Consider the following 24,667-nt stretch of genomic DNA (forward strand, 5'->3'; position numbering starts at 1 on the left):
GGCAGCATTTCACCCGAGGATGTAGCGGCCGACGTACTGATACAGCCCCAAGAGCCACGCGAGAAACCAGAAGAGCACGTAGCCGAAGACGCCGACGCGGAGGCGCCCCCGCCACGCGCTCATATCCGGGTGGAGCTCGTTCAGGTCGACGTCCTGGGTCGGGTCGTCATATAGGTCGGCGTCTCGCTTCACCTGGAGGATGCGAACGATTCCGGTCAACGCGAACGCCAGGAGCGCGTACGCCTGGAGGCCCAAAATCGCGTGGAGCACGGTCACGCCACCCAGTTGGTCCAGGAGTCGCGGCAGCATCCACGTGACGACGGGGATCGTGTTGAGGACGAGCCCGGGGAAAATGAACTTCAGGTGATAGACGAGTACGTCCCAGCTCACGACCTCGGCGTCGATCATAATCCACGCACCGTAGAGGTAGAACGGGAGGCTCGAGGTGACCATCAGCGCGGCGGCTGTCGCGATGGTCGAATCGGATACCATCGGTCCGAGTATGGACTCCCCGTGGGTAAAGTGTCCGACTCGTCGTCGGCGCACGCCGATCGATGGTAGTGTCTCGGACCGCCCTGTCTGCGAGAACCGTTACCCTAAGGAGTCTGCCGCTCCTACAGACAGGAAATGACGGAGTCTTCCGAGGAGTCGTACGCGGCAGACAGCCGTTCGGGCTCGGCCGCCGCCGAAGACTCGTCGGCCGCACCGGACCCTGCGACGGAAGCCGACGCGGCCGGCCAGTCGAGCACCGAGTCCGACGACCTCGAGGCGCTCCGAAAAGAGGTCGAAGAGACCTACGACTTCGACAACTTCGGCCCCGCGGAGATGGCCGAGATGAGCCTCGAAGAGTGGGAAGCGGCGTTCGACCCCGACACGTGGATCGTCGGCGAGGAGCTGCTCGACCGGGTCGAACAGGAACTGAAAGCCCGCGTCGCGATCCGTGAGATCTTCGCCATCGTCGAACGCGTCGAGGACCGCGTCGTCGCCTACTCCGACGAGGGCTACGCCATCGTCTACGCCGACGGGAGCGTCGAGGGCGAAGGCACCGTCCTCCGCGACGTCAAACCGACCGTCGCGCTCTGCTCGATGGAAGACTACGAGCTGATGGAGGCGCCCGAAGACGCGTCGCTTCCGGAGCCTCAAGACGTCGTCGAAGGGAGCGGCGAGTTCGGCAACCTGATGCTACAGATCGTCGCGGGCGCGCAGATGCTAGTCGGGTTCGGACTCCTCGTCGCGTGGCTCGCGCTGCCGTCGCTCTCGACGGTCGTCGCCCCCATCGCCGCCATCGGCTTTCTCGTGATCGGATTCTTCCTCTTTCTGGTGGTCGCGAACGCCCGGCTCTCGGATCGCTTCCGAACGGAGGAGTTCCGCAATCGACTCCGCGCGCTCGACGCCGCCGGCGACGAGCGACTGGAGGAACTGTTGCACGACGAGGAGCCAGAGCGGGCGCGCAGTACCGACGAAGACGGAGCCGGGGCGGACGAAACCGGCGATAATGACGGGGAAAAAGCCCGGGATTTCGCCGGCTCGGCGGATTCAGGCGACCGCGAAGACGGGGGTCCCACGGCCGAGACTCGGGGAGATCAGCAGTCCGTAGACGCCGGTACAGCCGACGAGGCTCGCGAATCGTAGCGTCTGCACTGAGGGGGGAGTCGGTGGGTTTAAGCGCATTCCATCCTCACCTTCGGCTTGTATGAAGAGGCGGGACTTTCTGCGAGCAGCGAGCGTCCCTGCTGCTGCCACGACGGCCTCTGCTACCGCCGGCCTCGGTGCCGCCCAGGAGACGACGGAGACGTCGGGCGGAACAGCGACCGGCACAGCAACCGGGACCAGTACTGGAACTGGGACGGCCACGGGGACTGCGAGCGGCTCAGGTGGAGGCGGCGGAAGCGGCGAGACCGTAACGGTAACTGTCGGCCCCGGCGGCTCGCTGGTGTTCGAGCCCGGGACGAGCGAACCGCTCCAGATCGCACCCGGGACGACCGTCGAGTTCGTCTGGGACTCCGACAACCACAACATCGTCGTCGAGAGTCAGCCCGACGGCGCGAACTGGGAGGGCCACGAGCCGATCGAAAACACCGGCTTCACCTACACGCACACGTTCGACACGCTCGGCACGTACGAGTACTACTGTGAACCGCACCGAACGGCCGGGATGGTCGCCACGATCGAAGTCGTCGAGAACCCCAACGCGGGCGGCGGCGGTGGCGGCGAGAAGGAACTGCACGAGCTCGGCGTCCCGATCCACGCGCACTGGGTCGGCGCCGCCACGATACTCGGGATCCTCGTGACGGTGATCTTCACGTTCTACATCCTGAAATACGGTGAATCGGCCCACACGGGCACCGGGAGGAACTGACGATGTCATCCAGTGGGAGCACCTACGGCGACATCCACCGCTACGAGCCGGCCCGTGAGAGCACCGCAGCGGCGATCGCCATCGTCCTGCTCACGATCATCGAGGTCGTGTTCGTGTTCCTGTTCACGTACGGCCTCATCTCCGGATGGGGGCTGACCGACACCGGGAATATGTATCTCGGCGCCGTGTTGGCCGTCATCTTCATCGACCTGGCGTTCATACTTGCGATGTATCGCAAGGAGTTCCTGCCGGACGTCGTGATCGTCAAGAAACGACGTCGCAAGTGGGAGGATCTCTACATCCGCGAGGAAGACGTCGATGGCACGCCGTTCGCTGACGGCGCGTGGGATCACGTCAAACGCGCGGTTTACCCGTATTACAAGCGATAACAATGAGTCTCGAAAAGAAAGACGACTACGATCACAAAGGCTGGATGAAAGAGAAGGATCTGACTCCGATCGAGTCGACCTTCCTCACGACGCTCATCTGGCTTGACAAGCGGCTCCGCATCGTCGACTACCTGGAGCTCTTAGAGACCCTCTATTACCGGGTCAACCTCCAGATGCCGAAGAGTCACACCGAACAGTACAACCTCGACAACAAGTTCTGGTACTGGTACCCGCTGTACACGCTGGGGCTGTTCTCGACGTTAGCATACGTCGTCGCGGCCATCTCCGGCGCGCTCTTGGGGTTCTACTACAGCCCCTCCGCGGCCGCCGGGACCGAGGCCGCCGGGACCGTCGCCTACGAGAGTATCGCGTTCATTATGCGCGATCTCCAGTTCGGCTTTATGCTCCGCTCGATCCACCGGTGGGCGGCGCAGGTGATGGTCGCAGCGGTGTTCCTGCACATGCTCCGCGTGTACTTCACCGGCGCGTACAAGGAGCCCCGTGAGCTGAACTGGCTCATCGGCATCGTGCTGATCAGCCTGACGATGGTCTTCGGGTACACCGGCTACCTGCTCCCGTGGGACCAGCTCGCCTACTGGGCGGGACAGATCGGCGTCGAGATGGCGCTGTCGATCCCGCTCGTCGGCGAGTGGGCCGCACAGCTCCTCTTCGGCGGCTTCTCGTTGAGCCAAGCGACGCTACAGCGGATGTACATCCTCCACGTGTTCCTGCTCCCGTTCGTGGTGACGACGCTCATCGCCATCCACATCGGTATCGTCTGGGTGCAGGGCATCGCCGAACCCCACTAAACCAATGACCGACGAAGACACCAACACCGACGACGTTCGCACCGACGGCAGCGGCATCGTCGCGCCGGACGACGAGACGCCGACGTGGCGCGAGCGCAAAGAGCGCACGGAGGGCCTCTCGCGACTCACTTACGAGTACTTCGAGCGCGCCCGCCGCGAAGACCAAGACCTGCGACAGGAGTCCGACTACGTCGAGCGCGACGTGCTCGCGTTCCCGACGTGGCCCCACGAGATCATCCGGAACCTCGCGATCGCGAGCTTCTTCGTGGGAATGCTGCTGTTCCTGTCTGCGACGCTGCCGCCGCACATCGGCGCGCCGGCGAATCCGTCCAGTACGCCCGCGATCATCCTGCCGGACTGGTATCTCTACTGGTCGTTCGGCCTCCTCAAGCTCGGTCCCCTGAACCCCGAGCTCTCGATCTTGGGCGGACAGAAACTGATGGCCGACCGGACGTACGGCGTCCTCGCGAACCTGGTCGTCGTCGGCATCGTCGCCATCGTCCCCTTCCTCAACAAGGGGAGCGCGCGCCGCCCCGTCGAGCAGCCCTTCTGGGCCGCCGTCGGCGTCGGCGGCGTCATCTTCGCGTTCACCATCAGCGTCTACTCCGCGAAGAACCTCATTCCGATGAACGTCGACCTGCTGTTCGACCTGACGTTCCTCCTGCCGATCGTCGGCGGGTTCGTCACGTGGGCGGTGCTGAAGACGATGCGCGAGGGGTATATGTACGACCTCAACCGCCGCTACTACCGGCTTCGCCCCCCGAAATAGCGGGCTCTGCGCGCCGCCGATCGGCGCTCACCGTTCCGACTCTTGTTTCGTTTTTCTGTCGGACCACTCGTCTCTGAGCGTTGCGACGACCGCACACGGAAAGGCACATTTCGCTTCCCGCCGTAGGTCCGGTAATGACTGATGGAGACGCGACCGGGGCGAGCGCGGCCGAGGGATCGGACGCGGCGTCGACCGGGAGCGGCAACCGTGAGGGCGGGCGCGGACGCGACGTCGTCGTCCCGATGCCGCTTTACAAGGTCGTGACTGTGTTCTCGACGCTCATCGCCGTCGTGAGCGTCGTGTTCGGATTTATGCTCCTCGACGCGGCGACGCTGAATGTGAGTTTTCTGGGGAACTTCGTCCGGAGCGTCCTCGCGTTCGTCGGGCTTCAGATCGCCGACGGCATCCTGAGTACGGTCTTCGCCGCCGTCGGCCTCGCGATCATCGCGTTTGGCGCGGGAGTGTACATCATCGGGACGCGGTTCCGCGCCCGCGGAATGGGAAAGTATCAAGAGGACTCCGGCGAAGATTCGAACAACAATGGCTGACGAGTTCATCAAGGGGCTGGGAATCTTCACCGGCGCAGGGCTCGCGTGGATGGTCCTCGCGGGATGGTACCGAACCTCGAGCTTCGAGAGCAGTCAGCAACTGGTGGAACCGGTGTCGCTCAGCGACTCTGCGACGATGTTCGACACCCTCGGCGTGCTGCTGATGGACGTGTTCTTCTGGTTCGCAATCATCGGCGCCCTCACCTTCTGGGTGGGTATTCCGGCCGTCCGACAGGCCCGCGAAGCGCTCGAAGAGCGCGTCCAGTAAACCAGTCGCGCTGCGATCCGGCGAGCGAGCGCCGACGTTTTCGGTCACGATCGTCTCGACGACAGACTACTATTCCACGATAGGTCACGCTATCCTCGCGTCGGATTGGAAAAACTCTAATGAGTCCTGTACCCAAGGTCGGGTATGCAACCGCTACAGTTCCTCGTCCCGATCGACGCGCTGGAGGGGGTCGCACCCATCCTCCCAGTCGTCCTCGTCGGCCTGGTGCTCCTGAATTTCCTCACCCGCGCGATTCAGCACCGGAAGCACCACACGCAGGCTGACTCGGGCGACGGCGACGCGGAGATCAGCCGGTGGCTGCCGCACACCGCAACCACGCTGGCGCTGGTGCTGGTCTCGTTCCTCTTTATGATCGTCGAGCCACACGGTGGGATGGTGATGTCCGCGCTCGCACTCTCGGTGTTCGTCTCGGACTTCTTCGAGTACGAGGCCCGCCGGGTGGAGGCGCGCTCGAAGAGCAAGGAACTCGGACGTCCCACGACGGCCATCGGCTCTGCGGTGTTCGCGCTGCTGTACGCGAGCTATCAGGGCTTTTTCTACCTCATCGAACCGCTCTGGAACTCGATCATCTGAGTCGGGTCGTCCGTTTCGACGTCGTCGACGACCGCCCAGAAAAACCGCTCTCGTAGACGGCGCTGACGTGCTTTTTTCGCTGTGCAGTTCGCTTCCCCCCGCCGTCCTACCCGTCACCGAGCGTTTGCGGACGAACGAGCGATATCTCCCGGCCGATGCTGACGTCGATCGGCGTGTCGGCCGGAACCGAACGCACGGATTCGTCGTCGAGAAGCAGCGAGACGGCCGCCTCGTCTCGTTCGACCGAGAGCGATACCGGTGGGCGAAGCACCCACGAGTCGGCGTGCATCGCGTACGGTGAGATCGGAACGGTGATCAGTCCCGTTTCGGGCGCGAGCAGGGATCCACCGGCGTCGCGGGCGTAGCCCGCGCTGCCGAGCGGCGTGGCGATCACGACGCCGTCGGAGCGGACCGTATCCAGCCAGCCGTCGGGCGATCCCACGGCGTACTCGGAGATGCGGGCCGGTTCCGAGGTTAGAAGCGTCACGTCGGTGATGGCCGTCCCCGCCGCCTCGCCGTCTACCGCAACGTCCAGAATCGGATGTGATACAGTCTCGTATGTCCCGCGCAGGAAGGCCTCCGCGGCGACGTCGACGTTTCCGACCGGAACATCGTACCGATCCGCGCCGACGCCGATCGGGAAGACGGGACAGTCGAGCGGACAGTCGGCGAGCGCGAGAAGGGCTGTCTCGCCGACGGCGAACACCGAATCCGCGTCGTCGCCGATCCGGCAGTCTCCTGCGGTCGGGTCCGCGCGCTCGGTTAGAATCCCCTCGGTGCCGGCGAGTGCTTCGACGACCGCGTCACCGGTCGAGCCGGGTTCGCTCACGATGACGGCCGTCTCGCTCACGGACCCGCCCCCGTCCGGTCTGGTTTCGTCGACTCCGGCTCGACTCCAAGCATACGCGCCGGTAAACCGCTGGGGAAAAAAGACCCAGCGGTTCGCTGCGGCGAGCGACGTCGCGGCGCTCCGGAGCGGGGGTCGGGCGTCGCGTCGCCGCTCGGTGGAAGCATCACTCGCCGATCGCGTCGCGAATGGCGTCGAGGGACTCCTCGGGGAACTCGACGTGCGGGAGGAGTTTCGCGTCGTCGACGACGACGAGTCGCGTGTCGGTCGCTGTCGCCAACTCCCGGCCGCGCTTCAGCGGAGTGATGTCCGCCTCGCGCCCCCACAGGAGCGTCACGGGGGCGTCGACGCCCGCGAGCGTCTCTTCGAGATCGAACTCGGCGTTGAGAAAGCCACTGACGAACGATGCGGGTGCGTAGCGGGCGTTCGGCTGGTGGGCCGTCCGCCACTCGTAGTCCATCCACGCATCGCTCACGCGATCCATATCGTAGTAGCCGTGATCCGCGTTGAAATACCGGATCGAGGGCTTCGACGAGAGAAGATTGAACAGCGCCTCACCGACGACCGGAGCGCGGAGGAGTTCCCGCGCGGGGAGGTTGCGGTCGGGGCCGCCGCGTTCGGTGGGACAGATGAGGACGACCGAGGCGAGATCTAGATCGTCGGCGACAGCCGTGAGATACGCCCCCGTCAGCGAGGAGGCGACGACCGCCGGGTTCTCGAAGGCGGCGACGAAGTCGCGGACGAACTCCTCGTAGAACGTCGCGGAGTATCGAAGCGGCGGGCGCTCTGAGGTTCCGAACCCGGGCAGATCGGGGGCGATCACGTGGTAGTCCGCTGCGAGTTCGTCGAATATCTCGCGGAACTCGCCGTTCGACCCGGCGGCGTTGACGCCGTGCAGTAAGACGAGGTCCGGATCGTCCGTGTCGCCCGCCTCCGCGTACCGGACATCGATTCCGTTCCACTCGAAGGTGCGGTGGTCACCGCCGAGTGCTGGCTCCAGCGGCGGGGCGCGCTGTCTCAGTGCGGCGTTTGCGAGGGCGACTGCTCCCGTCCCGGCGACGAGTGCGCCGGCGACCGATCTGAGCTTCATACCACAACGCACGACCGCGAGGGTAATCAGGCTGCTGGGGCAGCTCCCCGGTCCGCTTTGCTCGCTGTGCTGTTCACTCCGACGTTCTCGGTTCGTCGCGCTCGCGTCTCGCTTCGACGCAGTCGCGAAGCGGCCCGACGATCGACGCCGCGACGGCGTAGGGATCTGTCTCGCGTTCGTAGACGCGCTTTGCGAGCGCGTCGACGCCGCCGTGACGGCGGAGTTCCTCGTCGAGAAGTTCGTTCGCGTCGCTCCGCATCAGCCGACGGATCTCGTCCGCGTACCGGGCGCGGGCTTTCGTCTCTCGTTTGCCGGAGTCGCAGAGATAGTCGGCGTGCGCGTCGAACGCGTCGATGAGTTCGTCGATGCCGTCGCCCGTCGTCGCGACGGTCTCGACGACCGGCGGTTCCCACACGTCGTCTGTGTCGTCGTCGGACGCGTCATTTTGGGTGTCGGCGTCTGCGTCGGCTCCAGCGGATCCGGCGACTCCGTGGTGTCCGATCTCAGACGGTGGCCGTCGTTCGGTCGCGTCGCCCGCGGCGTCTCGCCGGTGAATCATCTCTTTTAGCTCCGCGACAGTCCGCTCGACGCCGTCCATATCCGCCTTGTTGACCACGAAGACGTCGCCGATTTCGAGAATCCCGGCCTTCAGCATCTGGACGTCGTCGCCGCTGCCGGGTTGCACGAGCACGGCGACGGTGTCGGCCGTTCGGACGATGTCGACCTCACTCTGTCCGGCGCCGACGGTTTCGACGACGACGACGTCCTTCCCGAAGGCGTCGAGCGCCTTCACCGCGTCCGTCGTCGCGGTCGCGAGGCCGCCAAGCCGCCCGCGAGCGCTCATCGAGCGGAAGAACACGTCCATATCGCCGACAGTCGACGCCATCCGGATGCGGTCCCCGAGGACCGAGCCCCCGGAGTACGGCGAGGAGGGGTCGACGGCGACGACGCCGACGGTGTCGCCGCGTCTCCGATAGGCCTCCGCCAGTTTATCCACGAGCGTCGACTTCCCCGCGCCCGGGCTCCCGGTAATCCCGACGATGGCGGCCTCGCCGGTGTGTGGGTGCAACCGAGCGACGAGGTCACGGTGGCCCGGGGCCTGGTTCTCGATCCGGGTAATGACGCGCGCTAGCGCGCGGTGTTCGCCCGCGAGGAGCGACTCGACGAGGCGCTCGTTGCGTGCGGCCGTCTCCGGGTCGACGTCCTCAGGTCGGGTGGCCGTGTCGCGTCGGTCGGCGTCCGTTCCCTCCATCAGTCGCGTTGGGGAGCGTGCTCCCGGACGAAGTCGATCGTCTCTTGCATCGGTGTCCCCGGGCCGAAAATCGCCGCGACGCCCATCTCTCGAAGGCCCTCGCGGTCTTCTTCGGGGATGATTCCTCCGACGATCAAGAGCGTGTCCGCGAAGGCGTTGTACTCTTCGAGGCCCTCGATCACTTTCGGGACGAGCGTGTTGTGTGCACCAGAGAGTATCGAGATCCCGAGGACGTCGACGTCCTCCTGGACGGCCGCTTGGACGATCTCCTCGGGAGCACGATGGAGCCCCGAGTAGACGACCTCGAAGCCGGCGTCTCTGAACGCACGGGCGATGACGTGTGCGCCCCGATCGTGGCCGTCGAGTCCCACCTTCGCGATGAGACACCGGATCGGCTGCTGTGTTTGTCCTCGCTCCGCGTCGGCGCTCATACTCGACCCTTCGAAGGCCGACCGTTTGGTTCTACCGCCGTCGAACATCAACTGACGCCGTCGAGTCGCACCCCCGTCTGCTGACAGTGGTTATCGGAAGTCCGCTCCGAGTCTCGCCGAACGGTCTGGCGTGATCGCTGCACCGTTACGATACCCACTATGAGCCGTCACTATGGACCCAACATCGGTATCTCGCCGTCGGCACCGACGTAGATCCCGTAGGAACACTCGTTTACCCCCGGCGGAGACACGGGAATGACGCTGAGTGAAAACGTCTGGGGTGCCCCGTCCTCGACCGATCGCTCGACGGTGTCCGTGGTGACGTCTCCGGTCCTGAGAGCCGTCTGATACTGCTCGAACTCCGTATCGCTCTGGACGGCATTCAAGAGCGACTTGCCCGTTTCTGGTTCGCCGAACTGGCTGGCGTACGCGCAGTTCACTTCTTCGATTTGGACGACGCCGTCGTGACACTTGACGTAGATCGCCGGCACCGGGAGGTCGCCGAAGAATGCGTGGAGTCGATCCCGTTCCGTCCGAAGCGTCACTTCGCGCTCGATCCGTTCCAGCGCCTCCCGCGTGTATCCCGCGAGGATCTCGACGAACTCTTTGTCTCTCTCGTCGAACGCCCCACACTCTTTCGACGCCATCTGGATGACTCCCTGTGTCCCGATCGGCACGCTCAGTACGGCGTGCAACCCGTCGTGTTCCGGAATGGCGTCGGGGTCAGTCTGCATATCGTCGACGATTTCGGATTCGCCCGCGGCCAGCGTTCGCCCCGCGATGCCGTCCTCGATATTGCTCGGACTCGCTTCGGGTTCCGGAAGTACCGAGGCGCGCGGGACCAGCCGGTCTCCCTCGGTGAGAAAGACGATCGAGTGATCGAACGCCAGCGCCTCGACCGCGGCTTCGATCGTTCGGTCGAGGACCGCCTCGATGGTCTCACACGCGGTGATGTCTTCGGCGTAGTGACTCAGCGCCGTCAGTCGTGCGTTCGCCTCGTGAAGTTCGCTTTTGGACCGGTCCGACCAGACCTCGCCGCGCACGCGTTCGATTAGCTCCCCGTGATCTTCGTCAGTAAGAGCGCCGTCGACGACGCTGACGACTGGTGGATCGTAGACGACTGTGGGAATCGATTTGTCCGCGGCGAGTTCCCGAATTAGCGGTGGGTCCGCCCCGAGAATGACCACACAGTCGAGTGTCGGTCCGAGTTCCTCGACGTACTCGACAGCGGTCGCTGAACACCGTGACACGACGTCCGCTGGAAGCCGCCGATCCAGCTCTGCGATTACTTCCTTAGGGTTACAGTCGCAGTCGGCGTCGTAACCGTCCTCTTCGCCACCGTCCGCATTGGGGGATCCCGTCGAGTCAGGGCGATCCGTGGACGGTCCGGTGGCGTCCGTTCTGCCACCAGAGCCAACCGGGTTAGCGCCCGTTTCCGACTTCGTGTCTCCCCCTCCTCGATAGAACGTATCTTCGTCGTCCGACCTGTCAGCACCGGGGCGACGATCGGTGTCTGATCCGCCGTCAGCCTTTCGGTCGTCCTCACCGACGGCGGAAGAAACGACGACGAGAACGCGCCCCCCAGCATGTTCTCTCGTCATACTGCGGGACTCGCCCGTCAGCCCATTAAGACGTTCGGTCTGTTGACTATTTTCTCGGATCAATCGACCGGGTCTAAGACACACAAAGGTGATTTCGACTCATCTAACACGATTTTGAATCGGATACAGAATCCGATCAGTATTCGTATTCAAGCGTGTACACTGGTCGCTGAGTCTCTCATCGGGATTATCGTAACGGTGCAGCGATCACGCCAGACCGTTCGGCGAGCATCGATTCGGACTTTCGATACTCTCTATCAGTGTACGTGCTCGTTCAGGAATTCGACGATTGCGCCGTACGCGTCGATCCGGTTCTCCAGTTTCGTGATCCCGTGGCCCTCGTCCTCGAAGACGAGTTCGCGGACCGGGACGTGGTCGCTGGCCGCCTCGACGAGTTGGTGGGCCTCCGAGACGGGCACTCGCGGGTCGTTCTCGCCGTGCAGCACGAACAGTGGCGCGCGGATGTCCTCGATAGTGTTGAGCGGCGAGATGGATTCGAGGAACTCCCGGTCGTCCTCGAGAGATCCGTACTCGGCTTCGCGGAGTTTGCGCCGCCACTCACCGGTGTTTTCGAGGAACGTGACGAAGTTCGCGATGCCGACGATGTCGACGCCGGCGGCCCACAGGTCGGGATACTCCGTCATCGCGGCGAGGACCATAAATCCGCCGTAGGACCCGCCCATCGCGACGATTCGATCGGGATCGACCGCGGGGTGATCGTGGAGCCACTCCACGGCGGCTTCGACGTCGGCCACCGAGTCCATCCGGTTTTCGACGTCGTCGAGGTGACCGTAGGCCTTCCCGTAGCCCGCCGACCCGCGGACGTTCGGCTCGAAGACCGCATAGCCGTTCGCGAGGAAGTACTGCGTGACCGCGCTGAAGGAGGGTCGGCGCTGGGACTCGGGGCCGCCGTGGATGTCGACGATCACCGGTGTCTCGCCCGCGCCGGTGTCGGTCTCCGGCAGCGTGAAGAACGCCGGGATCTCCCGGCCGTCGAACGTCGGGTAGTGGACCAGTTCGGGTTCGACGAAGGAGTCCCGCGGGATGCCGGCGGTCGCCGCGCGCGTCCAGCGTTCGGTCGCTCCGGTCTCGGCGTCGACGACGTAGACGTTCGCGGGGTCGCTGCGCCGCGTGACGGTGATCGCGAACCGCTCGCCGGTCGAATCGAACGCGACGCCGCCCGCGACGCCCTGCGGGAGATCCGGCGTCGTCGGGTCGGCAATCGTCGTCGGCCCCGCGAGTTCGCCGACTGTCAGTTCGGTGTAGCCGTCGACGTTCGTCGAGTAGACGATGCGCCCCGACTCGTCGTCGACCGCGACCCCGTCGATCTCCCAGTCGGCGTCGGCGGCGACGAGCGAGAACGCGCCGCTGTCGACGTCGACGCACCACAGATCGAGCGTGTCGCTGTCGCGGTCGGAGACGAGATAGACGCGTTCGCCGTCGGGTCCCCACTCGGCGCTCTGGAACCGGACGGTCCCGTCGTGAGGGGTCAGATGGGTCAACTCGCCGGTTTCGACGTCGAGCACCGAGACGTCCTGATCGAAGTTCGAGTACGCCTCCGAGACGATGAGCCGTGCGTCGTCCGGGGACCATCCGCCGACCGTCAGCCAGCCGTCGCCCTCGGCGACGAGTTCGGCCTCGTCTCCGCCGGCGTCGCGGTCCTGCACGTAGACGTCGAACACCGACTCGTCGCGTCGGTTCGAGGCGAACGCGAAGCGCTCGCCGTCGTGGCTCCACCCGCCCCAGCGGTGCTTCGCGTCGGGGTGGGCCGTCAGGTTCGTGATCTCGCCCGTGGGGAGATCGTACCGGAACAACTGCTGGCGCTCGTTGCCGCCCTCGTCCATCCCGAAGACGAACTCCTCGCGCTCGGGCGAGAACGACGCGAACGTCACCCGTTCGTCGAAGAAGGTCCGCTGCTCGGGCCAGCCGCCAGGTTCGGCCACCGTCCACACCTGCGGGACGCCGGTCGTGTCCATCAGGAACGCGACGTGCTCGTCGTCGGGGGCGACCGACGCGCCGTAGGCGCTCCGAACGTTGAGATAGCGCTCGATGTCGTGGGGCATACGTTCCGATTCCGCTGCAGAAGACGAAAGCGTTCGGGTGGTGCCCCCGTGCCCCGAGCGGGCTACCGATCCACGTCTGCGAAGTCGTCGAGACTGGTCCGCTCGTCTGCGATCCAGCCCCGCGCCTTCGCGTAGGCAGTCGGGTTGTTCGGGACGCCCTCGGTGTTCAAAAGTGTCTCCGGGAACAGCTCGTAGGCGATTCCGACGAGCTGGTACTCCAGTTCGGCGAGATACGGGTACGTGTCCGGATACGGGCCTTCGCTGCGGTCCCACGCGCGGACCCAGAAGTAGACTGGGCGACGGAGGCGATGCGTCCCCGCCTCGAAGAGCCGCCGTGCCCACGTCCGATACTTCTCCGTCGGAGCGTCGTGGTTCGCGGCGTCGACGTCCTCACAGGCGTCGAGAACGGCCGCGCTCAGATCACCGATGTGGTACGCGTTCCCGTAGCCCCAGCGGGCGAACTTCCCGCCCGTCTCGGAGACGTTCCGGAGGTTCGCGCTCAGTCCGTCGTCGGAGCGGCGGTACATCCCTGTTTTTCCGATGTAGTATGGGACCACCTGCGACTCCTCGATAGTGTACATCAGGTACACGAGACCGTCGTACTCGCCGCGGCGGGTCTCGTGGTCTTCTACGACGGTTTCGACGGCCTGCTTAAGCTGGGCGTTCATCGCCTCACTCCGCCGGAGCACGGGGCGACGCTGTCGTCGGCCGTACTCGGTTAGCTCGACCGCTAGGCCCGCGTCGTCGGTCGTCGCAAAGAGCGGTGTGGGGTCGTCGCTGTCGACGTAGCGGTCGAGCCACGACTCCCAGAGCGCCCGTTTGGTCTCGCGCACGAACCGACCGGCCGCCGCTTAGATCATCCCTTCGGCTTTCAGCCCCTCGATGACGTCGTCGACGAGCGACTCGGCGTCGTCGTAGGGGAAGTCTTGGTGCGAGCCGAGTTTCGCTGCCATCTCCATCGCGGTGAGCGTGACGTCGCCGGCCTCGAACTTCGTCCCCGGTCCATCCGGGAGCGCGGGGACGAGGTCCATCTGACTGGTGATCGGGTAGTCGGCGCCACTGAACGCGTCCATAAACTGCTTTCGGAGTTCCGCCTCAACGTCTGCCATAGCCGAGACGTGCCACACAATCCGCAAAAGCGTTCCGGAACCACCACAAATCGGTTGAGAGTTTACGACGGCCCGTAGCTTCCTTCGCCGAGTACGCGTCGGTCGCGGGGCTGAGCGTGTTCGAGCAGGAGGCGCTCGCACTCGACCCCGAGTGGCACGGACTCGAAATCGACGAGATGAACGGTCGACACTCGCCGCCGCTGGAGTGATCGGTCGCGTCGACGGCGTCGGTGCGGTCGAGATTCCGCCGGTTTCAGTTGGGTCCCGCCAGCATCAGGGCCTCACCCGCCTCGATCGGGGGAACATCGGCCCCGTTTCGACACACCGGCCCGCGCTCTCGACGAGACAAACCAAAGTATTCACTACAGCCGACTTCTAACGCCCGGGTATGACTGACGGCAACGCGGAGATGTCCCGTCGCGCCTTCCTCACGACCGCGGCCGGTACCGCCGCGGCCGCCGGTGCTGCCGGAACCGCCGCAGCACAGGAAGGCGGCGGTGGCGGCACGAAGACGGTTATGGTCGGCCCCGGCGGCTCGCTGGTGTTCGAGCCCGGGACGAACGAACCGCTCCAGATCACGCCCGGAACGACTGTCGAGTTCGTCTGGGACTCCGACAACCACAACATCGTCGTCGACAGCCAGCCCGAGGGCGCGAACTGGGAGGGCCACGAGCCGATCGAGAACACGGGATTCACCTACTCGCACACGTTCGAGACGCTCGGCACCTACGAGTACTACTGCGCGCCGCACCAGAGCGCGGGAATGGTCGGGACCATCGAAGTCGTCGAGTCTATCTCGACGCCTGCACCCTCGAACGTCCCGACGGTTCCGGACTCCGCGAAGACGCTCGGCGTCGCGACGACGTTCGCGATGGTCGCGACACTCGGTCTCGCCTTCTTCTTCCTGAAGTACGGCGGCGACTACGAGATCGAAGACGAGTAATCGTCTTCGGCGGCCACAGACCGTCGCAGCGCGCGATCGTTTCTCTGGCCTGATAGCTATTCGCTCGTCTCCAACCCGGACCACCGCACTACCGCTCTCCGCGTGGCTCTCTACCTGCCCGCTCTCTCCGCTATCGCGCGCTTCAAAAGAACCCGTAGTCGTCGCGCTCGGTCTCGTAGATCTGCTCGTAGGACTGCAATACGTCGGCGTGATCGAAGTCGGCGAACGCCTCGTTGATCGACGCCCGCTCGTGGCCCGCGGCGGCGACGACCTCGTCGGCCAGTTCCTGCGGGTTGGTCACGCGGACGCCACGCTCGCAGTTTTCGACTAATTCGTGGGCGCTCGATCGGGCCTGATACTCCACGATGCCGACACAGCCGGCGGCGAGCGCCCAGAGCAGTCCGCGCGGGAACGGCTCGACGGTCGCCGTCTGGGCGAACACGTGCGCGCCCTTCAGAACCGGGACGAACTCGGCGGGCGGGAGGTCACCGAGGAACTCCACGCGGTCGTCGATCCGGAGTTCCGCGGCAGTCTGCTCTGCCGCGTCGCGTTCGGGTCCGTCGCCGATAATGGCCGCACGCCAATCGCGGTCGCGGAGTTCCGCGAGCGCGAGGAGGAACGACTCGACGTTCGCGTGTTCGTCCAAGTGGCGGGCGTACACGAGGTCCGCTCGGTTGTCGACGTCTGACTCACGCACCAGGTCGACGTCGATGGATTCGGGGACGACCGAGACCGCGTCCTCGGGCACGCCGTGCTCGCGAACGTCCGTCTTGACCATCCGCGACGGCGTCAGAACCCGGTTCGCGCTCGTCGCTGCCTTGCCGAGCATCCGGGCCGAGTCGTCTCCGCGGGCGGCCCACCAGTCGACGACGACCGGGACTCGGAGAACGCGCGCAGCCGTCTTCGCGGCGACGACCTGCGAGGGGGGGCTGTTCGTCGCGTGGATCACGTCCGGATCAGCCCGCCGGAGCGCAAAGGGAAGTTTCGAGGCGAAGGTGCGTGCCGAAGGCGTCTCGCTGACGGCGACGTACTCGACGTCGTTCTGCTCGAAGGCGTCTAACTCGCCGTCCCACCACTGCGAACAGAGGAAGACGACGTCGTGACCGCGCGCCGCGAGGTGTTCGGCGACTCGTCGCGTTCGCCTCGTCGCGCCGTCGGACCGGCGCTGTTCGGGATACAACGAGACGAACGCGACGCGCATACCCGTGGATTTCGTCGGGGCGATAAAAATCCTCGACATTCGGCGGTCGGGGCCGGGATCCGACGGGTCGACGGCCCGACAGACGACGAGCCGAATCCGATCAGACGAAGACCAGAGCCGCAGCGGCGGCTTCGATGTACTCCCAACTGTAGACGTGGTTCAGCAACAGGTAGGTGACGACGCCGAGCGCGAGCGAGAGCAGCCACGCGCCCGCGGCGATCCGGCCGACGCGACGGTGCGGCGTCTCGGTCCGAAGTTCCGTCGGCGAGTGGGTCAGACCGAGCACGAGCGCGTACAGCACTACCGGCACCGAAATGATGGAGAGGATGATGTGGATCGCGAGCATCGCCAGGTAGGGGTAGTACGCGAACGCCGGCCCGACGAACTCCTTCGTGCCCCCGCCGCCGATTTTCGTGAGATACATCACGAGGAACACGAGGATCAGGACGAACGAGGTCACCATCGAAGCCGCGTGCTTTTTCACCTCGTCGCGGCGGATCCACCGCCAGCCGGCGGCGATCACGACGACGTTTATCGCGTTCACGAGAGCGATCGCGTCCGAGAGCCGGTTCACCGCACGCAGCGATAGTTCGGGGAAGACGCTCCCCGGAACGAGTCCGAGAAAGGTGCCGACGACGGCAGCGTATCCGACGACCGAGAGCACGGCAGTGACGGCCAACGGGTGCCGCTTCGCCGCGTTGTCGGCGCTCGAAGTTGCCATACCGTGGGGTGAGGACTCTGCCGTATTCCGTCTTCGGATCGAGGACCGATCGTGGACGCCGTGCGTGGGATGTGCGCGATGGTGGGAGTCGCTCAGATGACGCCGGTGAACGCCGCGGCTTCGCGCGCGGCCGCCTCGCTGACGCCGTCGCCGAGGATCGTGTAGCGGTCGCGGATCGTGTGCGCAGTCGTCACCGCTTCCAGGAACGTCGCGTCGTCGATGCCGAGTTCGCCGGCGGTGGTCGGCGCGCCCACATCGTCGAGGGCGTCGCGGATGTCGGCCCACTCGCCGCGTTCGCCCGAGTGGAGGTACTCGGTGACGACGGCGGCGACGCCAACCTGGTGTCCGTGGAGCGCACGACCGGGGACAAGTCGGTCGAGTTGGTGTGAGATGAGGTGCTCTGCGCCCGAGGCGGGCCGGGAGGATCCAGCGATCGACATCGCCACGCCCGAGGAGACGAGCGCTTTCGCGACCAGCCACGCCGACTCCTCGAACCCGGGTTTGATCGCGTCGGAGGATTCGACGAGCATCTCCGCGGTCATCTGTGAGAGCGCGCCCGCGTACTCGCTGTACTCGACGTTCTTCAGCCGGTGCGCGAGCTTCCAGTCTTTCACCGCCGTGTAGTTCGAGACGATGTCCGCACAGCCAGCCGTCGTGAGTTCCCAGGGCGCTTCCGCGAGGATTTCCGTGTCGGCGACGACGGCGAGCGGCGGGTCGGCCGCGACCGAGTGCCGGGTGTCACCTTCCGGGATTGACGAGCGCCCGGAGACGATCCCGTCGTGGCTCGCCGCAGTCGGGACGGAGACGAATCCGCAGTCGAGCCGATCGGACGCCATCTTCGCGGTGTCGATCGGCTTGCCGCCGCCGAGGCCGACGAGATAGCCCGCGTCGGCCGCCTCGGCAGCGTCGATGACGTGCTCGACGGCCTCGAAGCTGGCCGTATCGACCGTGACGGTCGCCGGATCGTCGAACTGGGCGCGGACGCGGTCGCCGACCAGGCTGTCCGGCGTCGAACTCGTCACGACTAGCGGGCGGCCCGAGAGATAGAGCTCCGCCAGCGCGTCTGAGAGGTCGTCGAGGACGCCGTGACCGACGAGGACGTTTCGCGGAAGTTTGATCCACGTCGTCTTCTCGAACATACGCACCGTACCTGACGGGGCCGTTAGAATATACTGGTTCGTGGAGCAGTTGTGTTTATACCGCTTCCATTGCGGCGGCGACACCGCGCCTGACTGCTCCGGCGACCCCGCTCACTCGGATCTCGACCGTCTCGACACCGAGCAGTTCGGAGAGTAGCCCCGGTCGGGCTCCGGCGCCAGAAACCGCCACGGTCCGGTCGCGGACACGGAACTCGACGGTGAGGTCAGTCCGAGAAAGCAGTTCGCTGAGCCGCTTCTCAGACCCGCCGGGGAGTCTTCGGAACGCCTGAACGGCGCCGAGTAATGAGGGGAACATCACGAACACTCGTTCGCCGATCGATCGCACGTCCGCCTGCGTCCCAGCGACCTCGATCGTCAGGTCTGCGTCCACCGAAAGCGGCGTGAACCGCTCGTCTACGTGGGAATCACTCACGCTCTCTGGTCGTGATTCGGACGGTGCCGTCGACGAGCCACGTGGCGTGCTCCGCGTCCGGCCCCGTCCCGCTGGGCACTTCGACCGACATATCCTCGAATTCGTACGTGATCTCGGCGCCTCGTCCAGTTAGGCGATCGTAGAGGCCGATCGCGAGCTCGGGCCACGTCGTCGTTTCGTCAACGCGCTCTTCGGGCGGTTGTGACATAATAGATAATTCTGTTTCTGAGTATACATACCTTATGCCCAATCTGGGCGGGTCGCTGAATCCGATTATGCGTTTGCACGTCGTCCCTCATCCGACTGCACGCGCCTCGCGCTCGTTCACGACAGCGCGGCGATGCTCTGCGCTAAGAACAGGACGCCGAACCCGGCGAGGACGACGGCGCTGACGCCGGCGACGATCGGGGCGAAGGCCTCGACGCGGCGCTCTGCGCTGACGAGCGCGGCCGGGAAGCCGGTGACCCACACGACGATTCCGCCGAAGAAGCCCGCGACTAGCGCCGGCGATCCGGTGTTGACGACCAGAATGCCGGCGAGCGAGGAGCCGACGTACGGCGTCTGTGCGAGCACGTCGAGCGTGCCCGGCTGGAGCAGCCCGACCCCGATCGTGAGCCAAAAGAGGATCTGATAGGGGTTGGTGAGGGCGAGGACGAACGCCTTGCGGAACCCGGTCCCGATGCGCGGGTCGGAGTCGTCGGTGGCGCCGCCGCCGGCCCGGAACGACGATTTGATGTCGCTGGCTGCGCCGTAGGCGAAGTACAGCATCAGGACGCCGCCGACGCCGACCATCCCCGCCCGCAGGAGCGGGAACCGCTCGACGAACGCGACGACGCCGAGCGCCGCGAGGACGAAAAAGATCGCGTCGGCGCTCATCGCGCCGAGGCCCGCTTTGAACCCGGCGAGCCACCCCCGCACGACGCTCTCCTCGGCGATAATTGCGTTCATCGGTCCGGGCGGCGCAGCGAGGGCAACCCCGAAGACGATACCGGCCGAGAGGGTTGCGACGAGACTCGTCATCGTCCCATCTCACGAGTGGTATCGAGAAAAAAGATCCGAAGGCGCGGCAGGCACTACGTCGGACCGCAGTGCACCGAGTGCGACCGGCCAGTCACACGGGTCCGCCCAGTTACACGAGCCCGGTCGCGGCGGCGGTCACCGCCCCGATGAACGTCTCCCAGACGGAGAAGCCGGTGACGATCGAGAGGACCGTATCCAGCCCGAAGAAGGCGAACAGGATCGCGGAGCCGAAGTGGGCCTTGCGCATATTGAACTTGTGCGCGAAGGTGTGGAACAGATACGCGTTCGCGAGGCTGATCGGAATGATCGCGAGCATCTCGCCGGCCCAGATCGCCGAGGTCGCGCCGTACTGGACGGCCAGCCCGATCGTTATTAACTGCGTCTTGTCGCCGAACTCGCCGGTGACCATCATCACGAAAATGGGGAGGAATCCGCCGAAGGAACCGGCGTACCGATCGAGCGGGCGCGGGAGATCGAGGTCTGCCAACTCTGCGAAGCCCCCATCGGTAACGCTCGTCCCGTCGAGTTCGGAGCCACCGGCGGCCTTCGGAGCCGAACGGTACAGGAGGACCGCGAACGTCAAAAACAGCGCCGCCGTCACTGCATCGAGGACGACCGGCGGCAAGGCTGACTGAAGTGCCCGCCCGAAGAGGATCTCGATTGCGGTCCAGCCGGCGAACGCCGACCCTGCGGCGGCCACGACGATCCGCGGGTCGTACCGGGTCGAGAGCCCCGCGATGATGAACTGCACCTTCTCTCCGGGGAGGACGGCCAACTGAGCGACGAACGCGACGATCAGGATTTCGAGGTAGGAACTCACGCGTCGCTCACCTCAGTTGAACCGCCGGCTGGCGCCGCATCGGTCGCAGGACGAACGTAGATCGCTTCGGCCACTGATTCTGGGAGACTCTGTTCGGCGTCTGATCCGGTTCGCACCGTGACCATTCCGAAGGGAGCGACGTCGACAACTTCGAGCGTCGTCCCGGGTGTGATCCCCGCGTCAGCAAGGTATTCGAGTTCGTCGCGGTCACGGTCGCTGACGCGCGAGACGACGACGCGGTCGTCGACCTCGTGGGCCGTCAGGGGCGTCGCCTCGTCGTCTTCGAGCGGGGCGAGATCAGCGGACGGAATCGGATCGCCGTGCGGGTCGACGACCGGATCGTCGAGCGCCTCCGCGACGCGACGCTCGAACTCTTCGCTGATGTGGTGTTCCAGCGCGTCGGCCTCGTCGTGGACCTCGCTCCAGGAGTAATCAAGATGCTCTGCGAGGTACGCTTCGAGGAGGCGGTGATGGCGGAGAATCTCCAGTGCGACCGTCTCTCCTTCGGGGGTGAGTTCGGCTCCTTTGTACTTCTCGCGCGTCACGAGCCCGCGGTCTTCGAGATTCCCGAGCATACTCGTCACCGTCGGCGGGGTCTTCTCGAGGGCGTCTGCGACCGCAGAGGTGGAGACGGGCGGCCCGGATCGAGCCTGAATCTGGTAGATCGTTTTGAGATAGTCCTCCATCACGTCGCTCAACATACGACGATTTAGACTAGCCAAAATTAATAATCTGTCGGTACAAACGATACTGCGTGAGTGTTCTAACTCATATTCCTTTTCCCATCAAATGGCTCCGGAGCACGTCTGCGGTCTTGGTTCCGGATTCCGTGTTGACGACGACGACGTGATCGTCGGGGCCGAACACGCCGTCGGCAGCGAGTTCGCCGGCCGCCGCGACCGCGACTCCGCCGGCGGCACCAACCTCTAACCCTGCCTTCTGAGCGGCCACGACAGCGCTTTCGAGGCTGTTCTCGTCGTCGACGGCCACGAATCCGCCGCCGGTCTCCGCAACGGCGTCGAGCGCCGGCTCCGCACCGTTCGGCTCGGGGATCTCCAGTTCGCCGACGATGGTGTCCGGCGACTCCCAGGGTTCGATCGTGTCGGCACCGCGATCGTGCGCGGCGACGAGCGGCGCACAGCCGGCGGGCTGGGCCGCATACACCGGCGGCACGTCGTCGGTCATCCCGACCTCGCGGAGTTCGCGGAAGCCCTTCACGACGCCCGCGACGACCTCACCCGTCCCCGCCGGAAGGACGACGGCGTCCGGGAGCGCCCAATCGACAGACTCCGCGATCTCGAAGGCGACCGTCTTGATACCGTCGTGTCGGTGCGGATTGTCGAACTCCTGCAGCGTGTACCACTCCGACTGCAACTGTTCGTGGAGTGCGGCCTCCGCGTCGGGGTAGCGCCCGCCCGCGACTCGCATCTCCCCGCCGTGGACGTTCACCATCGCCTTGTTCGAGAACGGCGCGCGGGAGGGGACGAACGCGTACGAGCGGATGTCGGCCATCCCGGCGTAGGACGCCGCCGACTGCCCCGCGTTCCCCGGCGTCGCGAGCGCGACGAGGTCCGCGTCGGCTTCGCGCGCCGCCGTCACCGCCGGCGCCAGCCCCCGGTCGAGAACCGTTCCGGTCGGGTTGCGGCTCTCGTCTTTGATCGAGAGTTCGCCGAGACCGACTTCCTCGGCCAGCGTCGGCGCGGCGACGAGCGGCGTGCCGCCCTCGTCGGCCGTGACCGGCGATTCGAACGCGAGCAGGTCGCTGTAGCGCCACATCGACCGCGGCGCGTCCGCGAGCGCCTCGTCGGACCACTCGACGGCGTCGTAGTCGTACGCGGCTTCGAGCCGTGCGCCGGCGTCGCTCTCGCCCGTCGCAGTCGCGTCGTAGCGCTCGTCGGTCGCCGTACAGACTAGGCCGCAGAACGCCTCGCTCGTTTGCATACCTGGAGTTACGATCCGACGAACAAATCCCTATTCACTTCTCTCCGGGACCCACTCGCAGTCTCTTTGTGTCCCGCGATCGAAACGACGCGTATGAACGGAGCTTCCGTCGTCGTCGCCGGCGCAGGGCTGGCCGGGCTCGTCGCCGCCCGTCGACTCGCCGGCGCAGGCGCAGATGTGACAGTGCTGGAGCGCCGATCGACCGTCGGTGGCCGCGTCCGGACGGAGACGAGAGACGGATTCACTCTCGACCGCGGATTTCAGGTGCTTTTCACCGCGTATCCGGCCGTCCGGCGGGAACTAGATCTGGCGGCGCTCGACCTCCGGTACTTCACGCCCGGCGCAGTCATCGCCCGGCCCGGATCACGCTCCGTCCTCTCGGACCCGCTGCGCGACCTTCGATCCGCGCCGGCGTCGATCCGCAACGACGAGGTGACGTTCACCGACAAGGTCCGGACGCTGTTCCTTCGGCAGCACGTCGACACGCGGACGGAGTCCGAGATCTTCAGGAGCGCCGATCGATCGATCCGCTCGTATCTCCGCGAGTGGGGCTTTTCGGACGACTACGTCGACAACTTCGTCGCCCCCTTCTACGGCGGAATTACGCTCGATCGGTCGCTATCGACCTCGAAACGCGTCTTCGAGTACACGTTCAAGGCGCTCTCGGATGGCCGCATCGCCGTTCCGGCTGCCGGAATGGCCGCGATTCCGGAGCAGTTGGCAGCGCGAGCGCGAAGCACGGGCGCGTCGATCCGTCTCTCCGAACGCGTCGAATCGGTGACCGACCACGGCGACGGCGTCACCGTCGAGACCGACGCCGAGACGATCGACGCCGACGCACTCGTCGTCGCGACCGACCCCAAGGAGGCGAAACGCCTCACGGACGTCGCGGAGATCCCGACTGACGCTCGCGGGTGCGTGACTCAGCACTACCGGCTTCCGGACGACGTCGCGCCGACGACGCGGCGCAAGCTCCTGCTCAATGCCGGCGATCCGTCGCCGAATACGGTCGTGCCGATGTCCGAGGTCGCGCCGGAGTACGCACCCGACGGCGAGGCGCTACTCAACGCCACGTTCCTCGGCGACGCCGCACTCGACCGCGACGCTGGAGCCCTCGCCGACGAGACGCGCCTGACCCTGGAATCGTGGTACCCCGACCGCGACTTCGCGGACCTCGACCCCGTCCGCACCCACCGGATCGAGTTCGCGCAGTTCGATCAACCGCCGGGCGTACACGACACGCTCCCGGATCACCGCGCGCCGGGCGGTCGGACGTATCTGGCCGGTGACTACACCGCGTGGTCCTCCATTCAGGGTGCGATGCGAAGCGGTCGCGAGGTGGCCAGAGCGGTCGAGTGGGACTTCTGACTCCCGATCCGTGAGGGGCGCCGTACGGACTCATAGGGGTTATCGTCACTGTTCGGAGATTCTCGCCGTCCCGTCCGGCAAGAAATCTATGGAGACTTACGATAACCCCTATCAGAGCAATCGTCGAAACGACGCAAGCGGCGGAAACGTGAGGGCTTCGTCACTCCCGTCGTCGTAGATGGTCGGTCGGACGTCGTCGAGGTCGCGGACGAGTGGTGACTGGAGGTCGGATCCGCGCGCGTCGTTGACCTCGGCGCCCGCAGCCAGTCGCGAGAACGCGGGCAGCATCAGCACGTCCGCGCCCTCGTAGGCGGCCGGTGCGTCGAGAAAACACGGTCGCCGCTGCCCTTCGATGTCGATCGCCGGGTGGTCGTGTCCGATCACGTACTGCTCGGCGTCGAGCGACGGCTCCTCGTGACCGTGACAGACTACGGTTCGTGGGTCCGCTGCGACGACGTAGGCGTCACGGGCGTCGTCGCGGACGGCATCCAACATCGGGTCGTGATTCCCGCGAACGAACACGGGATCGCTTCCAGCCTCGCGGCACGCCGCTGCGAGTTCGGCGACCGTCTCACGACTCCGCTCCGAGATCGTCTCGAACCGGTGGAGCACGTCGCCGGCGAAGACCACGGTTGTCGGCTTTGCGCGGGTGAGCAGCGCGCCGATTCGGTCGAGCAGGTCGCGACGCTCACCGAGCGGAAACGCGACGTCTGACGCTTCGTTCCGCCCGACGTGGAGGTCGGCGACGACGAGCGCGTCCGCGGTCGGCAGGAAGACGCTCCGCGGGAGAAACTGGAAGCCGTCCACGGTCGACGTACGGATGGGGCGGTCATATCGGTGACGGCAGCGGGAGCACGCACCGACGATGGCAGTGAGAGCACGCGTCGATGACGATAGCGTGACTACGCAACTGTGCTCTGCGGCTTGGGCGCCCCGCTCGTCGGGTTCCGGT

The 24,667-nt window shown here is 65.6% G+C and carries 29 protein-coding genes; 10 read left to right on the plus strand and 19 right to left on the minus strand.

Going from position 1 to position 24,667, the window contains the following annotated elements; genetic code table 11:
- Nucleotides 1-9: 9 nt before the first annotated feature.
- Nucleotides 10-492 carry a DUF7321 family protein gene (locus NO347_RS01885; protein WP_256288021.1) on the minus strand — a complete coding sequence of 161 codons (483 nt, stop codon included), beginning with the start codon at nt 490-492 and terminating at the stop codon, nt 10-12.
- 135 nt (nt 493-627) lie between these two features.
- Here NO347_RS01885 and NO347_RS01890 point away from each other — a divergent pair, with 135 nt between their 5' ends.
- The 8 genes from NO347_RS01890 (at nt 628) to NO347_RS01925 (ending at nt 5,736) form a co-directional block, all read left to right on the plus strand.
- The gene (locus NO347_RS01890) at nt 628-1,632 is read left to right on the plus strand and encodes a YjgN family protein (protein WP_256288022.1); all 1,005 of its coding nucleotides are present in this window, start codon (nt 628-630) and stop codon (nt 1,630-1,632) included.
- A gap of 61 nt (nt 1,633-1,693) precedes the next feature.
- The gene (locus NO347_RS01895; RefSeq protein ID WP_256288023.1) at nt 1,694-2,359 is read left to right on the plus strand and encodes a plastocyanin/azurin family copper-binding protein; all 666 of its coding nucleotides are present in this window, start codon (nt 1,694-1,696) and stop codon (nt 2,357-2,359) included.
- Nucleotides 2,360-2,361: 2 nt separating this feature from the next.
- Nucleotides 2,362-2,748 carry a DUF7318 family protein gene (locus NO347_RS01900; RefSeq protein ID WP_121568060.1) on the plus strand — a complete coding sequence of 129 codons (387 nt, stop codon included), beginning with the start codon at nt 2,362-2,364 and terminating at the stop codon, nt 2,746-2,748.
- A 2-nt stretch (nt 2,749-2,750) separates the two neighbouring features.
- The gene (locus NO347_RS01905; RefSeq protein ID WP_121568061.1) at nt 2,751-3,557 is read left to right on the plus strand and encodes a cytochrome b; all 807 of its coding nucleotides are present in this window, start codon (nt 2,751-2,753) and stop codon (nt 3,555-3,557) included.
- Between the two features lie 4 nt (nt 3,558-3,561).
- The gene (locus NO347_RS01910) at nt 3,562-4,326 is read left to right on the plus strand and encodes a cytochrome b family protein (protein ID WP_256288024.1); all 765 of its coding nucleotides are present in this window, start codon (nt 3,562-3,564) and stop codon (nt 4,324-4,326) included.
- A 134-nt stretch (nt 4,327-4,460) separates the two neighbouring features.
- The gene (locus tag NO347_RS01915) at nt 4,461-4,874 is read left to right on the plus strand and encodes a DUF7315 family membrane protein (protein ID WP_425492333.1); all 414 of its coding nucleotides are present in this window, start codon (nt 4,461-4,463) and stop codon (nt 4,872-4,874) included.
- A complete protein-coding gene (locus NO347_RS01920) occupies nt 4,867-5,142 on the plus strand; it encodes a DUF7314 family protein (protein WP_121568064.1) in 276 nt (91 codons plus the stop codon). The genes NO347_RS01915 and NO347_RS01920 overlap by 8 nt, the downstream gene beginning before the upstream one ends.
- 144 nt (nt 5,143-5,286) lie before the next feature.
- Nucleotides 5,287-5,736: a DUF7313 family protein gene (locus NO347_RS01925; RefSeq protein ID WP_256288025.1), complete on the plus strand. Its 450-nt coding sequence runs from the start codon at nt 5,287-5,289 to the stop codon at nt 5,734-5,736.
- A gap of 106 nt (nt 5,737-5,842) precedes the next feature.
- Here the strand turns inward: NO347_RS01925 and NO347_RS17245 are convergent, their stop codons facing one another.
- The 8 genes from NO347_RS17245 to NO347_RS01965 all read right to left on the minus strand — a co-directional run bounded on the left by NO347_RS17245 (nt 5,843) and on the right by NO347_RS01965 (nt 14,129).
- Entirely contained in the window at nt 5,843-6,586 is a 744-nt protein-coding gene (locus NO347_RS17245; RefSeq protein ID WP_256288026.1) for an NAD(+)/NADH kinase, read from the minus strand.
- Nucleotides 6,587-6,749: 163 nt separating this feature from the next.
- Nucleotides 6,750-7,673: an alpha/beta fold hydrolase gene (locus tag NO347_RS01935; RefSeq protein ID WP_256288027.1), complete on the minus strand. Its 924-nt coding sequence runs from the start codon at nt 7,671-7,673 to the stop codon at nt 6,750-6,752.
- A gap of 73 nt (nt 7,674-7,746) precedes the next feature.
- Nucleotides 7,747-8,925 carry a methylmalonyl Co-A mutase-associated GTPase MeaB gene (gene meaB / locus NO347_RS01940; RefSeq protein ID WP_256288028.1) on the minus strand — a complete coding sequence of 393 codons (1,179 nt, stop codon included), beginning with the start codon at nt 8,923-8,925 and terminating at the stop codon, nt 7,747-7,749.
- Entirely contained in the window at nt 8,925-9,356 is a 432-nt protein-coding gene (locus NO347_RS01945) for a cobalamin B12-binding domain-containing protein (RefSeq protein WP_121568069.1), read from the minus strand. The genes meaB and NO347_RS01945 overlap by 1 nt, the downstream gene beginning before the upstream one ends.
- Nucleotides 9,357-9,526: 170 nt before the next feature.
- Complete coding sequence (locus tag NO347_RS01950) at nt 9,527-10,957, minus strand: GAF domain-containing protein (protein ID WP_256288029.1); 1,431 nt, start codon at nt 10,955-10,957, stop codon at nt 9,527-9,529.
- Nucleotides 10,958-11,214: 257 nt separating this feature from the next.
- Complete coding sequence (locus NO347_RS01955; protein WP_256288030.1) at nt 11,215-13,020, minus strand: S9 family peptidase; 1,806 nt, start codon at nt 13,018-13,020, stop codon at nt 11,215-11,217.
- Nucleotides 13,021-13,082: 62 nt separating this feature from the next.
- Nucleotides 13,083-13,853, minus strand: coding sequence for a hypothetical protein (locus tag NO347_RS01960; protein WP_256288031.1), 771 nt, complete (start codon nt 13,851-13,853; stop codon nt 13,083-13,085).
- 18 nt (nt 13,854-13,871) lie between these two features.
- Complete coding sequence (locus NO347_RS01965; RefSeq protein ID WP_121568072.1) at nt 13,872-14,129, minus strand: MTH865 family protein; 258 nt, start codon at nt 14,127-14,129, stop codon at nt 13,872-13,874.
- A gap of 388 nt (nt 14,130-14,517) precedes the next feature.
- Between NO347_RS01965 and NO347_RS01970 the strand changes: the two genes are divergently transcribed.
- Complete coding sequence (locus NO347_RS01970; protein ID WP_256288032.1) at nt 14,518-15,072, plus strand: plastocyanin/azurin family copper-binding protein; 555 nt, start codon at nt 14,518-14,520, stop codon at nt 15,070-15,072.
- A gap of 142 nt (nt 15,073-15,214) precedes the next feature.
- Here NO347_RS01970 and NO347_RS01975 read toward each other — a convergent pair whose 3' ends face one another.
- The 9 genes from NO347_RS01975 to NO347_RS02015 all read right to left on the minus strand — a co-directional run bounded on the left by NO347_RS01975 (nt 15,215) and on the right by NO347_RS02015 (nt 22,347).
- Complete coding sequence (locus tag NO347_RS01975) at nt 15,215-16,273, minus strand: glycosyltransferase family 4 protein (protein WP_256288033.1); 1,059 nt, start codon at nt 16,271-16,273, stop codon at nt 15,215-15,217.
- A 100-nt stretch (nt 16,274-16,373) separates the two neighbouring features.
- Nucleotides 16,374-16,994, minus strand: coding sequence for a DUF420 domain-containing protein (locus NO347_RS01980; protein ID WP_256288034.1), 621 nt, complete (start codon nt 16,992-16,994; stop codon nt 16,374-16,376).
- 92 nt (nt 16,995-17,086) lie between these two features.
- Entirely contained in the window at nt 17,087-18,133 is a 1,047-nt protein-coding gene (locus NO347_RS01985) for an NAD(P)-dependent glycerol-1-phosphate dehydrogenase (RefSeq protein ID WP_256288035.1), read from the minus strand.
- Nucleotides 18,134-18,188: 55 nt separating this feature from the next.
- On the minus strand, nt 18,189-18,566 hold the full coding sequence (locus tag NO347_RS01990) for a hypothetical protein (RefSeq protein WP_256288036.1): 378 nt from the start codon (nt 18,564-18,566) through the stop codon (nt 18,189-18,191).
- Complete coding sequence (locus NO347_RS01995; protein WP_256288037.1) at nt 18,559-18,774, minus strand: hypothetical protein; 216 nt, start codon at nt 18,772-18,774, stop codon at nt 18,559-18,561. The genes NO347_RS01990 and NO347_RS01995 overlap by 8 nt, the downstream gene beginning before the upstream one ends.
- A 116-nt stretch (nt 18,775-18,890) precedes the next feature.
- Complete coding sequence (locus NO347_RS02000) at nt 18,891-19,586, minus strand: LysE family translocator (protein ID WP_256288038.1); 696 nt, start codon at nt 19,584-19,586, stop codon at nt 18,891-18,893.
- A gap of 109 nt (nt 19,587-19,695) precedes the next feature.
- A complete protein-coding gene (locus NO347_RS02005; RefSeq protein ID WP_256288039.1) occupies nt 19,696-20,406 on the minus strand; it encodes a TMEM165/GDT1 family protein in 711 nt (236 codons plus the stop codon).
- Nucleotides 20,403-21,107, minus strand: a complete 705-nt coding sequence (locus NO347_RS02010) for a metal-dependent transcriptional regulator (RefSeq protein WP_256288040.1) — start codon at nt 21,105-21,107, stop codon at nt 20,403-20,405. Before NO347_RS02010 ends, NO347_RS02005 begins: the two co-directional genes overlap by 4 nt.
- A 67-nt stretch (nt 21,108-21,174) precedes the next feature.
- Nucleotides 21,175-22,347, minus strand: coding sequence for a pyridoxal-phosphate dependent enzyme (locus tag NO347_RS02015; RefSeq protein WP_256288041.1), 1,173 nt, complete (start codon nt 22,345-22,347; stop codon nt 21,175-21,177).
- 93 nt (nt 22,348-22,440) lie between these two features.
- Here NO347_RS02015 and NO347_RS02020 point away from each other — a divergent pair, with 93 nt between their 5' ends.
- Entirely contained in the window at nt 22,441-23,715 is a 1,275-nt protein-coding gene (locus NO347_RS02020; protein ID WP_256288042.1) for an NAD(P)/FAD-dependent oxidoreductase, read from the plus strand.
- A gap of 111 nt (nt 23,716-23,826) precedes the next feature.
- On the opposite strand, the gene NO347_RS02025 is transcribed toward NO347_RS02020, so the two are convergent.
- Complete coding sequence (locus NO347_RS02025; protein ID WP_256288043.1) at nt 23,827-24,522, minus strand: metallophosphoesterase; 696 nt, start codon at nt 24,520-24,522, stop codon at nt 23,827-23,829.
- Nucleotides 24,523-24,667: the final 145 nt, after the last annotated feature.

Source organism: Halobellus inordinatus (assembly GCF_024464655.1).
Lineage (GTDB): Archaea > Halobacteriota > Halobacteria > Halobacteriales > Haloferacaceae > Haloquadratum > Haloquadratum inordinatus.